At 64.3% G+C, this 12969-nt stretch carries 13 protein-coding genes; 10 read left to right on the forward strand and 3 right to left on the reverse strand.

The features are described from left to right. Positions 1–33 precede the first annotated feature (33 nt). A complete protein-coding gene (locus EPN33_13545; protein TAN20806.1) occupies positions 34–930 on the forward strand; it encodes a class I SAM-dependent methyltransferase in 897 nt (298 codons plus the stop codon). Between the two features lie 220 nt (positions 931–1150). Here EPN33_13545 and EPN33_13550 read toward each other — a convergent pair whose 3' ends face one another. The 3 genes from EPN33_13550 to EPN33_13560 all read right to left on the reverse strand — a co-directional run bounded on the left by EPN33_13550 (position 1151) and on the right by EPN33_13560 (position 4187). Further along, positions 1151–1999, reverse strand: a complete 849-nt coding sequence (locus tag EPN33_13550; protein TAN20807.1) for a 3-hydroxybutyryl-CoA dehydrogenase — start codon at positions 1997–1999, stop codon at positions 1151–1153. 11 nt (positions 2000–2010) lie between these two features. After that, positions 2011–3195 (reverse strand): acetyl-CoA C-acetyltransferase, encoded by a 1185-nt coding sequence (locus tag EPN33_13555; GenBank protein ID TAN20808.1) that lies wholly within the window; start codon positions 3193–3195, stop codon positions 2011–2013. A 137-nt stretch (positions 3196–3332) separates the two neighbouring features. Then, a complete protein-coding gene (locus EPN33_13560; GenBank protein TAN20809.1) occupies positions 3333–4187 on the reverse strand; it encodes a hypothetical protein in 855 nt (284 codons plus the stop codon). 185 nt (positions 4188–4372) lie between these two features. Here EPN33_13560 and EPN33_13565 point away from each other — a divergent pair, with 185 nt between their 5' ends. The 9 genes from EPN33_13565 (at position 4373) to EPN33_13605 (ending at position 12897) form a co-directional block, all read left to right on the forward strand. Further along, the gene (locus EPN33_13565) at positions 4373–4903 is read left to right on the forward strand and encodes a hypothetical protein (GenBank protein TAN20810.1); all 531 of its coding nucleotides are present in this window, start codon (positions 4373–4375) and stop codon (positions 4901–4903) included. Beyond that, a complete protein-coding gene (locus EPN33_13570) occupies positions 4842–5771 on the forward strand; it encodes a hypothetical protein (GenBank protein ID TAN20811.1) in 930 nt (309 codons plus the stop codon). The genes EPN33_13565 and EPN33_13570 overlap by 62 nt, the downstream gene beginning before the upstream one ends. Before the next feature lie 6 nt (positions 5772–5777). Beyond that, positions 5778–7244 carry an amino acid permease gene (locus EPN33_13575; GenBank protein TAN20812.1) on the forward strand — a complete coding sequence of 489 codons (1467 nt, stop codon included), beginning with the start codon at positions 5778–5780 and terminating at the stop codon, positions 7242–7244. A gap of 35 nt (positions 7245–7279) precedes the next feature. Beyond that, positions 7280–8419, forward strand: coding sequence for a quinolinate synthase NadA (gene nadA / locus EPN33_13580; protein ID TAN20813.1), 1140 nt, complete (start codon positions 7280–7282; stop codon positions 8417–8419). Next, on the forward strand, positions 8416–8859 hold the full coding sequence (locus EPN33_13585; GenBank protein ID TAN20814.1) for a DUF2203 family protein: 444 nt from the start codon (positions 8416–8418) through the stop codon (positions 8857–8859). The genes nadA and EPN33_13585 overlap by 4 nt, the downstream gene beginning before the upstream one ends. Positions 8860–8879: 20 nt before the next feature. After that, positions 8880–9365, forward strand: coding sequence for a D-tyrosyl-tRNA(Tyr) deacylase (locus tag EPN33_13590; protein ID TAN20815.1), 486 nt, complete (start codon positions 8880–8882; stop codon positions 9363–9365). 64 nt (positions 9366–9429) lie between these two features. Then, the gene (locus EPN33_13595) at positions 9430–10353 is read left to right on the forward strand and encodes a UDP-3-O-acyl-N-acetylglucosamine deacetylase (protein TAN20816.1); all 924 of its coding nucleotides are present in this window, start codon (positions 9430–9432) and stop codon (positions 10351–10353) included. Positions 10354–10384: 31 nt separating this feature from the next. Next, positions 10385–11665, forward strand: coding sequence for a Glu/Leu/Phe/Val dehydrogenase (locus tag EPN33_13600; protein ID TAN20817.1), 1281 nt, complete (start codon positions 10385–10387; stop codon positions 11663–11665). Continuing rightward, the gene (locus EPN33_13605) at positions 11662–12897 is read left to right on the forward strand and encodes a class I SAM-dependent rRNA methyltransferase (GenBank protein TAN20818.1); all 1236 of its coding nucleotides are present in this window, start codon (positions 11662–11664) and stop codon (positions 12895–12897) included. Before EPN33_13600 ends, EPN33_13605 begins: the two co-directional genes overlap by 4 nt. Positions 12898–12969: the final 72 nt, after the last annotated feature.

The raw sequence follows: 12969 nt of genomic DNA on the forward strand, positions 1-12969 counted from the left end.
TGTGCCAGCGGCGTGGCGGCTCGTGGAGCTGGCGTGCCCGGGCTTTCGGCGGAAAATCGAGGCTGCAGCCAACTTCACATTTTCTGCACGCCGGTGGTGCCACGAACGCACCGGCTCAGCTTTGCGCCCATGCCGCGCGGGTTGGGCGACTGGCCCATAAATTGCGGAGCGCTGGTTGGGAGCAAAGCACCGATTGACCCAATGGCGGACTTGGCAAGTTCAAGGAGATTTTGGGAGGAGAAGGCCAAAGAGAACCCGCTTTGGTACGTCTCGTCCTACGGCTCGTTTGCCCATCGCGATGAGGCCCAGTTCTGGGACTCCGGCGACCGTATCTGGAGGGAAATCAAGCGCGCGGTTGGATATCAACCGACCGCGACCGACACGGTAGTCGAACTTGGCTGCGGAGTAGGTCGTCTGACTCGGGCCATTGCAACAGAAGTCACTGTGTGCCACGCGTTCGATATATCGGAGACGATGTTGGCGAGGGCGCGCGAGGGAATCGGGCACGGGGTTGAGTTTCATCTGGCCGAGGGCGCTAGCCTGCGGCCGATGGGAGACGGTGTGGCCGATCTCGTGCTGGCCTACTGTGTCTTGCAGCATCTGCCGAGCGAAACCGTGCTCGCAGCGAATCTGTCGGAAATGGTGCGGGTGGTGAAACCAGGGGGACTGATCGTGTTCACCACGGCGCCGAGAGGCTGGAGGTCAAGGCTTTTACCTTTATCGAGATTCAAGAGCGTGCTGATGGCTGCTTTCCGGCGAACGGGGCCAAAGGGGACGTACAAAAAAGAGTGGGTGGGCATAAGGCCAAGCCGGGCGAGGGTCGAGCGGCTCTGCCCGGTGCCACTGGAGTTCCGCGCCCTGCCCGGCGAACGCTGGCTGTACTGGAGCCGGAAACCGGTCGCCATAGAGCGATCAGGAGAAACGGGTTGATCAGTACTTTTAGGGGCCATGGCCAGATTTGCGGTCAAGCCAGCCGGCGAGTACGGCGATTAGCGGTGGGGGCGCGGGCGAGCGTAGCGACACGACGTCGATTGGCGGCAGCTTGGAGGAGCCCTGAGCGCCAACGGGCGGACCCTGCCGGGAATCGAAGCCCGCACTCCAAGCGACCATCGGGAGCGACCGGGGCAAAAAGTGGCGAGCCACAAGACAACTAATACTTATAGAAGCCGCGGGCGGTTTTGCGGCCGAGCCAGCCGGCGGCGACCATGTTGCGCAGCAGCGGGCAGGGGCGGTATTTGGAGTCGCCGAGGCCGTCGTGGAGGACTTCCATAATGTGGAGGCAGACGTCGAGGCCGATGAAGTCGGCAAGGGTGAGCGGGCCCATGGGGTGGGCCATACCGAGCTTCATGATCTCGTCGATGGCCTCGGGGGTTGCGACGCCTTCCATGACGCAGTAGATCGCTTCGTTGATCATGGGCAGCAGGACGCGGTTGGCGATGAAGCCGGGATAATCGTGGACTTCGACCGGAGTTTTTTCCAGGCGCAGGGCAAGATCCTGCACCGCCTTGACGGTGGCGTCAGAGGTTTGCAGGCCGCGGATGACCTCGACCAGCTTCATCATCGGCACCGGATTCATGAAGTGCATGCCGACGAATTGCTCGGGGCGGCCGCTGGCGGAGGCGAGCTCGGTGATGGAGATGGAGCTCGTGTTGCTGGCGATCAGCGCCTCGGGGCTCAGGACTTTGTTGAGCTGGGCGAGCAGCGGCAGCTTGATGTCGCGAAGCTCGGGGACGGCTTCAATCGCGAGCTGCGCGCTCGCCGCGGCGGCGACGTCGGTGGCCAGGGTGATGCGCCGGCGGGCAGCCGCGGAGGCGGCTTCGTCGAGCTTGCCTTTGGAGACTTCGCGGGCGAGATTTTTCTCGATGGTGGTGAGAGCCTTTTGGCCGGCGCCGGCGTTGGCCTCAATCAGAGTGACATCCACGCCAAACTTGGCGAGCACATGGGCGATGCCATTGCCCATGGTGCCGCCGCCGATGACAGCAACCTTCGTAATTTCCATCCAATTTCCTTTTACAAACGTTCGATGGCCATGCCGACGGCGTTGCCGCCACCGAGGCAGAGGGCCGCGATGCCGCGCTTCGCCTGGCGGCGCTCGAGCTCGTACATGAGCGTGACCAGGATGCGGCAGCCGCTGGCGCCGATGGGATGACCGATGGCGACCGCGCCGCCGTTAACGTTGACGCGGGCGGCGTCGAGCTTAAGCTCGCGGATGAGCGCCACGCCCTGCACAGCGAAGGCTTCGTTCAACTCATACAGATCGACGTCCTCGGCCTTCCAGCCGGTTTTGGTCCAGAGCTTGCGGACGGCTTCGACCGGCGTCATCATCACCCACTTGGGTTCGAGGCCGCTAACCGCCTGAGCGACAATGCGGAACTTGGGTTTAAGGTTCAACTCTTTCGCTTTGGCCAGGGTGGTCACCACGACGGCGGCAGCGCCATCGTTGACGCCGGGGGCGTTGCCGGCGGTGACGGTACCGTCTTTTTTGAAGGCGGGCTTAAGCCTGCCGAGGGCTTCCATCGAAGTATCGGCGCGGGGGCCTTCGTCTTTGGAGATGATGACGGGCTCGCCTTTTTTCTGCGGAATCTCGACTGGGACGATCTGCGAATCGAGGTAGCCGGCTTGCATGGCGGCAATCGCCTTCTTGTGGCTGCCGAGAGCATATTCGTCCTGCTGCTGGCGGATGATCTTGTACGTATCGGAGACCAGCTCGGCGGTGTTGCCCATGTGGAAGTCTTCGTAGACGTCCCAGAGGCCGTCGTGGACCATGGAATCGACCACCTTCTGGTCTCCCATGCGATAGCCGGTGCGGGCGCCGGGCATAAGGTAGGGGCAGTTGGACATGGATTCCATGCCGCCAGCGACGACGATGCTGGTATCGCCCAGCAGCACGCCCTGAGCCGCCAGGCCCACTGCCTTGAGGCCGGAGCCGCAGACCTTGTTGATGGTCATGGCGGCGACGTGCGGCGCGAGACCTCCGTAAAGAGCCGCCTGGCGGGCAGGGTTCTGGCCGTTGCCCGCCTGCACCACATTGCCCATGATGCATTCATCGACCTGTTCGGGCTTGATACCGGCGCGCTGAACCACTTCGCGCACCACGATGGCGCCCAACTGCGTCGCTTTTAACGGCGCCAAACCTCCAAGGAAACGCCCCACGGGCGTGCGGACTCCGGTGATGATGACGGCTGAATCGCTCATAAAGACAGTTTACAGTTTACAGTTCACAGTTAACAGTTTTGGCAGAGTGGACCGAACGGTTGGGAGGTGGCGCGGAGGGGCAGGCAAAAAAATGGGCGCCCTTGCGGGCGCCCGGTTTTTTGCGGCCGAAACTGCGACTACGAACCGCTCGTGGCGAGGCTGTTTTTGAGGACTTTGATTTCGACAGTACCGCCGCGGGTCCGGCGCGTGGGAGCGGCTTCGCCCATTTGGGCGGAAACCGGAGCCGAGGCGTTGCCCATGCCCATAGTGAAAATCCGGTAGAGCGGGACGTTGTGCTGCAGGACTAAGTAGCGCACGACGGTGTTGGCGAGATCCGTGCTGGCAGTGTCGCCCGCACGGCCTCGGCGCGTGGAGTAGGCGGTTACTTCGACGACGTAGCCTTTTTCGGTGTCGAGGTTTTGCAGGAAGGTGTCGAGTTGCTGCTGGGCCGGAGTGCTCAGCTTGGCCGGGCCAGGCTTGAAGTGCAACACGGCTTGCTGCGCGATGCGGTATTGGTCGACACCCTGGACTTTGGTATTGACGCTGGCGACCTGTTGGTTGAGCTGATCGGCCTGGGAGGAAGTCTGTTGTACCTGCTGGGTGGCGGCATTGGCCTCGTCGTTCGCCTGCTGCGCCTGGGCGTTGGCTTTCGCCAAGGCGGCCTTGTTGGCGGCGGCGAGATCGGCGATGGACTTGTCGTTGTCAGCACTGAGACCGTCGAGCTCATTCAGGCGGTCGCGGATGGGCGCGACCTGATTCTGCACATACTTTTTGCGGGCGAAGGGATTGAGACGACCCCAAAAGCCCTGCCGGATTTGCGGGGTCAAGGGCGGCTTTTGGGTCGCAGTCGCCTGCGCCGGCTGCGATGCTTGCGCCTGGGTTTGCGTCGCCTGATTGGCTGGATTGTTCTGTTGTGCCGTCACCGGCAGCGAGCACATGCCGGCTAATGCCAGCATCACCACACTTGTGAAGATTTGCCGCTTGAGTGTCATGGAGATTCTCCTCCTACAAGCTTCTATACACGTTGGATGCCAAACCGAAACCGCACAAAACAAAGGGAGAAATGCGAGGACCAGGACTGCGCGGAGTGGAGAATTGGGTTGGCAGCAAGTAAAAATGGCGATATCCTTCGTAACGGAACAGGTAGTGCAAAGCGCGAAAGGGGAATAAAGCAGCCATGTTGATTTTGCTGTTTGTGCTGGGCGCCGTGGGGATGCGGTTTTTGCCCCACTGGTGGGACTTCACGCCGGTGATCGCCATGCTGCTGCTGGCGGGCTGCTATATGAAAGGCAAGCAGCTATGGGTGCCGCTGGTGGCGCTGATGGCGAGCGACTTTGCGCTGAACCTGTGGGTGTATCACGCCGCGGGCGGCCTCGATCAGTATTTCACCTGGGGCACGTACCTGCTGGTGCTGGGGCTGGCGCTGTGGCTGCTGAAGGGAAAGGTGAAGTTGCCGCGGCTGCTGGGCACGACGGTGGTCTGCTCGACGCTGTTTTTCCTGGTAACCAACTTTGGCGTTTGGGTCACTACCGAGATGTATCCGCATACCTGGGGCGGGCTGGCAACCTGCTACGCCATGGGCGTGCCGTTCTTCCGCACGGCAGCAATCGGCGACCTGGTGTACGCCGGCGCGCTGTTCGGGCTGTATGCGGCCTGCCAGGCGGGGATTGAGCATTGGCAGTCGGCGCGGGTGCGCATTCCCGCATAGGGTTCTGGCTCCCCCTCAAGCGCTTATCGTTTTTAATCCTGACGCGGGCCGGCGGCCGCAGTCGCGGCGGCGGCAACTGGACGCGCTGGTGCGCGCGCTCACCGGCCGGGGATGGCGCTGCGAAGTCAGCGTGGCTCGAGCGGAAGCAGAGGCCGCAAGCCGCTATGACGTGCTGATTGGCTGCGGCGGCGACGGCACGCTGCACGCGCTGGCGCAGATCGCCGCGGGCGGGCGTTGCCTGCTGGGCGTGGCGCCGCCGTTCGGAACTGCAAACATCCTCGCCCACGCGCTGCGCTGCCCGTCGCGGCCGGAGGCGGCCGCGGACTGGCTGGCGCGGGCGTGGCGGCTGGGTGGCAAAGAGCTGCCGCTGGGCGTGGCGGAAACGGCGACCGTAAGGCGATACTTCCTTGCGATTGCCAGCGTGGGCTATGATGCCGCGATCGTGGCTGCGATGGGCGCGGGCGCAAAGCGCCGCTGGGGCAAACTGGCGTTTGCGGCACGGGCGGCAGCCGCATGGCGGCGCTACTTCCCTGCTCCGCTGATCTGCGATCTCGCGCCGGCGCCTCTCGATGGGCTGCTGTTCAGCCTGACGCGATTTTATGGCGGGCGGCTGCGGCTGGGCACACCGGCCCCCGGGCAGCCGTTGCTCTTGGGGTTGCGCGGTGCGCCGTATCTGCTGCCGCTCCAGGCACTGGCGCTCGCGAGCGTGGGCCTGGTGCATGCGCCGGGCGTGACGCGGTTCCCGGGCCATGCGGTTGCGGTGGTGACGCCGGGTCGGCCGCTGCAGCTTGATGGCGAAGCCTACGGAGCAACGCCGGTGCGGTTGGGGCTGGAGGCAGGCGGGATCCGCTTTCTTGTGCCGCAGTAATTGTGTATGCTTCCGGCAATGCAGCCGACCAAGGGCACAGCCGTCGAATCGCAGCCGCACGGGCTGGTGCGGGGCATGGGGCTGTGGGACGTGGTGTTGTTCAACGTCGCCGCGGTGCTGGGGCCGCGCTGGGTGGCGACGGCGGCGCACACCGGACCCAGCTCGGTGAGCCTGTGGCTGGGCGCGGCGATTCTGTTTTTCATTCCCGAAGCGCTGGTGATCACCGAGCTGGCGACGCGATTCCCGCGCGTGGGCGGCATTTATGCCTGGACGAATGAGGCGTTCGGGCCCTTTCACGGCTTCGTTTCCGGCTGGGTGTACTGGACCTACAGCATCGTCTACTTCCCTGCCCTGCTGAACGCCAGCGTGGCCATGTCGGCGTACATGGGCGGGCCGAAGTTTGCGGCGCTGGCCACCAACAAGCTGTTCGTGATTGTGGGGGCGCTGATCATTCTGGGCATCGCCATCTGGCTGAATATCGTGGGCGTGCATATCGGCAAATGGCTGGAGAACGCCGGCGCCGCGGGAACGTATCTGCCGCTGCTGCTGCTGGTGCTGTTCGGGGCCTGGTTTGCCGCCAGCCATGGCCCGGTGACGGCATTTACGGCGCAAAGCATGAGCGTGCATTTCAGTTGGGGCACGATCAACTACTGGGCGCAGATTGCGTTTGCCTTCGCGGGCCTGGAGGTGGTGTGCTTCATGGGTGAGGAAGTGCGCGACCCGCAAAAGACGTTCAAGCACGGCATCCTCATCGCGGCGATCGCGATTGTGGCGGCGTATGTGCTGGGGACGATGGGGACGCTGGCGATTCTGCATCCCGGGCAGGTGGATCTGCGCGCCGGGGCGATTCAGGCGCTGACGTCGGCGGCGGGGCAGTTCGGGCTGGCGTGGATCGCGATCATCATGGCGACGCTGCTGTTCATCGGCAACATTGGCGGCGTGGGCACGACGGTGGCGGGCGTGGCGCGGGTGCCGTTTGCGGCGGGGATTGACCGTTACATGCCGCGCGCGTTCGGCAAAATTCACCCCAAATGGCGGACGCCCTGGGTGGCGATGCTGGTGCAGGGGGGCGCGGCGGCGCTGCTGCTCATTGTCAGCCAGATTGGCGGGGCCAGCGCGGCAAGCGCGTACCAGTTGCTGGTCGATGCGACCGACATCATGTACTTCATCGCCTTCGTGTACACGTTCGCGGCGGTGCTGGCGATGCGCAAGCGGCCCGACCGGGGGACGCAACCGGGACACGCGCTGATTCCGGGCGGCCAACTGGGAGTGTGGATCTGCGGCACGCTGGGGCTGCTGATCACGCTGCTGTCGATCATCATTTCGCTGATTCCGCCCGATGACCTGCAGGGTTCGCGGATGTGGTTTGAGATCAAGCTGGTGGGCATCTGCGGGGTGCTCATCTTCAGCGGTCTGATTCTGTACTGGCGGAAGAACAAGCGCGGAGACGAACCGCTGGCCACAACGGCATAACCGCCGCTGAGCCACAGAGCGCGTTAAAATTGGACATGGCGTTATTGGCGGAGTCCAAGTGCGATCTGGACAATTACCTGCGTTACCCGGACCACGAGCTGGACGGGCGGATTGCCGAACTGCGGGCCACGCTGGGGGGAAGGGTGCTGATTCTCGGGCACCACTACCAGCGCGACGAGGTCATCCGGTTTGCCGATTTCCAGGGTGACTCCCTGCGGCTGGCGCAGCAATGCACCCAGCACCCGGAGGCGGAATTCATCGTGTTCTGCGGGGTGCATTTCATGGCGGAAAGCGCCGACATCCTGCGGGCTGAGCACCAGCAGGTGATTCTGCCGGACCTGAACGCAGGCTGCTCGATGGCCGACATGGCCGAGTACCCGCAGGTGCTGGACGCCTGGGAACAGTTGCAGGAGCTGGGGCTGGTGGACGAGTTTCTGCCGATCACCTACATGAACTCGACTGCGCGCATCAAGGCATTCTGCGGCGAGCAGGGCGGGCTGGTGTGCACGTCCTCGAATGCGCCGGCGGCGTTCCGCTGGGCGTTCACACAGAAGCCGAAGATTTTGTTTTTGCCGGATCAGCACCTGGGGCGGAACACGGGCGTGAAGGTGGGCCTGGGGCTGGAGGAGATGCTGACCTGGGATCCGCGGCAGGATTACGGCGGGAACACGCCGGAGGCCGTGGCGAAGGCCAAGGTGCTGCTGTGGAAGGGCCACTGCTCGGTGCATCAACGCTTCCGGCCGGAGCAGATAGACGAGTGGCGGAAGAAGGAGCCGGGGATCAGGATTCTGGTGCACCCGGAATGCTGCCACGAAGTGGTGGCCAAGGCGGATTTGGTGGGCTCGACGGACTTCATCATCCGGCAACTGGCGCAGGCGGCGCCGGGGACGCGCTGGGCGATTGGCACCGAGTTGCATCTGGTCCACCGGCTGGCGGCGCGGCATGAGGACCAGTTGATTTCGCCGCTCGACAACGACGGCTGCCCGGTATGCTCGACCATGTTCCGAATCTCGCCGCAGCATCTGGCGTGGGTGCTGGATAATCTGGTGCAGGGCCAGGTGGTCAACCGGATTGCCGTGAAAGAGGAAGTCAAGCACTGGGCGCGGGTGGCGCTGAACCGGATGCTGGAGCTGACGCCGGCGGCCGCGAGCGCAAACGACGGAGCGGGGCGATGAGCAGCGATCGGACGTTCACGCTGGGAGAGGCGCAGGAGCTGCTGCCGCTGCTTGATGGCCTGTTGCACAACGCCATGCGGGCGCACCGGCGGGTGGAGGAGCTGGACGAGGAGATGCAGGGGGTCATCAGCCATATCCTGCTCGCCGGCGGGGTGCAGGTGGATCCGATCCACACCAGCGGCATGCGCAGTGAGCGCGAGCGTTGCGCGCAGCAACTCGAGGACGCCACGCGCGAAATTGCCGCCAGCGGCGCGCAGATCAAGGATCTCGAAGAAGGCTTACTGGACTTTCCCTGCCTGCTGCATGGGCGCGTGGTGCTGCTGTGCTGGAAACGGGGCGAGCAGGCCATCGAGCACTGGCATGGCACACAGGAAGGCTTCGCCAACCGCAAACCGCTGGATCCGTCGATGTATCAGGGCGGCGGATTTCATATTCATTAATCGCGGGCACCCACAGTGGAATGAGAGTCTTGCTGCAGCGGGTGAGCCGGGCGCGGGTGCGGGTGGGGGGCGAAATCACCGGCGAGATTGGGGCGGGGTATGTCGCCCTGATCGGGGTGGCGCGGGGCGATACGCAGGCGGATATGGACTATCTTTGCCGCAAGATCGCGGCGCTGCGGCTGTGGCCGGATGAGGCGGGGAAAATGAATCGTTCGCTGCTGGAGGCGGTGGCGGCGCCGGCGGTGCTGGCCATCTCGCAGTTCACGCTGCTGGCCGACACGCGGCGGGGATTGCGGCCGAGCTTTGATGCGGCGGCGCCGCCGGAAGAGGCGCGGCCCCTGTACGAAGGCCTGATTGCACAACTGCGGACCGCCGGGGTGAACGTGGCGACGGGCGTGTTCCAGGCGGATATGGATGTCGAGCTGGTCAACCAAGGGCCGGTAACAGTTCTGCTGGACTCGCGAGATGGCGTGGCGGAAAAGACACAAATCACCGGCCGCGTGTAGCATTTAAGTCACTGCAACAAAATGCCTTAGCTGTGACTCTGGGGGTATGTCAGGATAAAAAGACATGCCCAGCGAAGCCACGCTTGCCCACAGCGCCACAGCCACAGGCGTGGGATTGCATAGCGGCGCCAAAGCGCATTTGAAGCTGCTGGCGGCGCCCGCAGGGAGCGGGATTCACTTCCGGCGCACCGATCTGGACGACTTTGCCGTGGAGGCGCGGGCGGGCAACATTGCCAAAGTCAGCTACGCCACGAGCCTGATGAAGAAGGGCGTGTTTATCTCCACCACCGAGCACTTGCTGTCGGCGCTGATGGGCGCCGGGGTGGATAACATGGTCGTGGAGCTGGACAATCTGGAGGTGCCGATTCTGGATGGCAGCGCGCTGCCGTTCATGGAGATGATTGCGGCAGCGAAGCTGCGGCGGCAGAGACGGCGGCGGCGGGTGATGGAGATTCTGGAGCCGCTGGAGATGCGGGAGGGGGAGAAGTTCATCGGGGTGTATCCCTGCCGGGAATACCGGCTGCATTACCGGATTGATTTCCCTCATCCTGTGATCGGAAAGCAGGAATTCGCACTGACGCTGACGCCGGACAGCTACCGGCGGGAACTGGCGCCGGCGCGGACCTTCGGATTTCTTGCCGACTTTGCGGCGATGCGGCGGCAGGGACTGATCCGCGGGGGCAGCCTGGAGAACGCGGTGGTGCTGGATGACAAGCGGGTAGTGAACGGGGAGCTGCGCTTCCGGGACGAGTTTGTGCGCCACAAGATGTTGGACCTGATCGGGGATCTGGCGCTATTAGGCGCGCCGCTGCAAGCGGAAGTACGGGCCGACCGGGCGGGCCATGCGCTGCACACGGCGCTGGTGCAGCGGCTGCTGCGGGAGAAGCGGCATTGGCGCTGGCAGGACGGTACACAAGGAGCAGCGGCGGCGGATGCAGGCATCCTGGCGGCTACTTCTGTTGCGACCTTAGACGCATATACTGAGTAAAGGGTTTGATTTGATAGGAAATGGAGAGAGAATGAGCACCCTTACTGAAGAATTGAGTGTCGACGCCCAGGAAACCAATCCGGCGGCGGCGCAGGCCAGCCGGTTCAATATCGCGGCCAAAAAGCTGAACCTGAACGAAGGCATCGCCAAGATTCTGGCGCACCCCGCACGCGAGCTCACCGTGAATATTCCGGTGCAGATGGACGATGGCCGGATTGAAGTGTTCACCGGCTACCGCGTGCAGCACAGTGACGCGCGCGGACCGTGCAAGGGCGGCATCCGCTACGCGCCGGATGTATCGCTGGATGAGGTACGCGCGCTGGCGACCTGGATGACGTGGAAGTGCGCGGTCGTGAACATTCCCTTTGGCGGCGGTAAGGGCGGCATCATCGTGGATCCCCACATTCTGTCGCGCAACGAGCTGGAACGGCTGACGCGGCGCTACACCGCCGAGCTGACGCCTTTCATCGGGCCGGAGCGGGACGTACCGGCGCCGGACGTGAACACCAATGCGCAGATTATGGCGTGGGTGATGGACACCTACTCGATGCATCAGCGGCAGACGATGACGGCGGTGGTGACGGGCAAACCGCTGGCCCTGGGCGGCAGCGCGGGACGGCCGGCAGCGACCGGACGGGGCGTTAAGTTCGTCTGCGACCGCGCCACCGAAAAGCTGGGCATGAAGCGGAAAGACACGCGGGTGATCGTGCAGGGCTTCGGCAACGTGGGCAGCAATGCCGCCGAGCTGATGGCCGCGGACGGATACCAGGTGATCGGGATTGACGAATACGATGGCGGCGTGCTGAATCCGAAGGGACTCGACATTCCGGCGCTGATGGCGCACAAGGAGCAGAAGAAGACGCTGCAGGGGTTCGGCGGCGCCAAGATGCTGCCGCCGCGGGCGCTGCTCACCGAGGCCTGTGACATTCTGGTGCCCGCGGCCACGGAGAATCAGATCACCAGCCACAATGCGGCGCAAGTGAAGGCGAAGATTCTGTGCGAAGGCGCCAACGGACCGACGACGGCGGTGGCGGACGGCATCCTGCAGGAGAAGGGTGTATTCGTAATTCCCGACATCCTGGCCAATGCCGGCGGCGTGACGGTGAGCTACTTCGAGTGGGTGCAGGACCGGCAGGGCTACTTCTGGAAAGAGCCGATGGTCAACGAGCGGCTGCAGGAGGTCATGGACGACAGCTTCGCCGCGGTGATGTTGTACGCGGAAAAGCACAAGGTGAACAACCGCATCGGGGCTTACATGGTGGCGATTGACCGGGTGGCGACGGCGATTCAGTTGCGCGGGCTGTACGCCTGAAGAAGCCCGGGTCAGGGGCCAGGGACCACGGTCCAGCGGGGGCGCCGGAGCGGTATAGCGCCGTGGTCAATGACCGCGGCGCGGAGCGGGTGCGCGGCGGGCATCCCTGGATTTACGGCACTGATATTTTAGGCTGGGAGCCGGAGCCGCCGGCAGCGGCGGTCCTGACGGCGGGGGTGCGCGACCGGCGCGGGCATGAGCTGGGCACCGCCGATCGCAGCCCGCAATCCAAAATTCAGCTTCGGATGCTGACGCGCGAGGCGGGCGCGACGGTGGACCGCGCCTTTTTGCAGGCGCGGCTGGCGGAGGCACTGGCGTACCGGCAGAAGCTGGTGCACGACAGCGAGGCTTACCGGCTGGTGTCGTCGGAAGGCGATGGCCTGCCAGGGCTGATCGTGGACCGCTACGGCGATGCGCTGGCGTTGCAGACGCTGAGCTGGGCGATGGCGGCGCGGCAGGCCGAGATCGTCGAAGACCTGAAGGCGCTGGTGGCGCCGCGCACCATCGTCGAGCGCAATGAGGCGCGGGTGCGCCTGCAGGAGGGGCTGGAGCAGAGGGCGGGATTGATCGAGGGTGCGACCAGCACGGTCGAGGTGCAGGTGAACGGGTTGCGCCTCGAAATGGACTTGCTCGGCGGGCAGAAAACCGGAGGGTTTCTCGATCAGCGCGAGAACTGGAAAGCGGCTGCCGGCTATGCGCAGGCGCTGGGCTGCCGGAAGGCGCTCGATGTGTTTACGTATCAGGGCGGCTTTGCACTGCACCTGGCGCGGGCGGGCGCCGCGGTGCAGGCGGTGGACAGCTCGCGGACGGCGCTGGAAGTAGCGGAGCGCAATGGCGAGCGAAACGGCTTTCCGGCGATCGATTGGGTCGAGGCCAACGCGTTTGATCTGCTGCGCGATTATGACCAGCGCGGGGAGCGGTTCGACTGCCTTGTGCTCGATCCGCCGGCGTTCGCCAAATCGCGGGCAGCGCTGAAGACGGCGGCGGCGGGCTATAAGGAGATCAATTTGCGGGCGCTGAAGCTCGTGGCGCCGGGCGGGCTGCTGGTGACGTGCAGTTGCTCGCATCATCTGAGCGAGGCGCACCTGCTGGAGATTCTGGCGGATGCGGCCCGCGACGCCCGCCGCGAGGTGCGCGTGCTGGAGCGGCGCGGCCAGGCGGCGGATCATCCCGTGGTGCTGGGCTTTCCGGAGTCGGCGTACTTGAAGTGCATCGTAGCCGCGGTGCAGTAAAAGTGCTTGACTTTAGCTCCGGCATGTACTTGGATGTGCTCAGGAAAGTCGAGAACAGCAGCGCATGCGGAT

This window comes from Acidobacteriota bacterium (genome assembly GCA_004299485.1).
Taxonomy (GTDB): Bacteria; Acidobacteriota; Terriglobia; order Terriglobales; family SCQP01; genus SCQP01.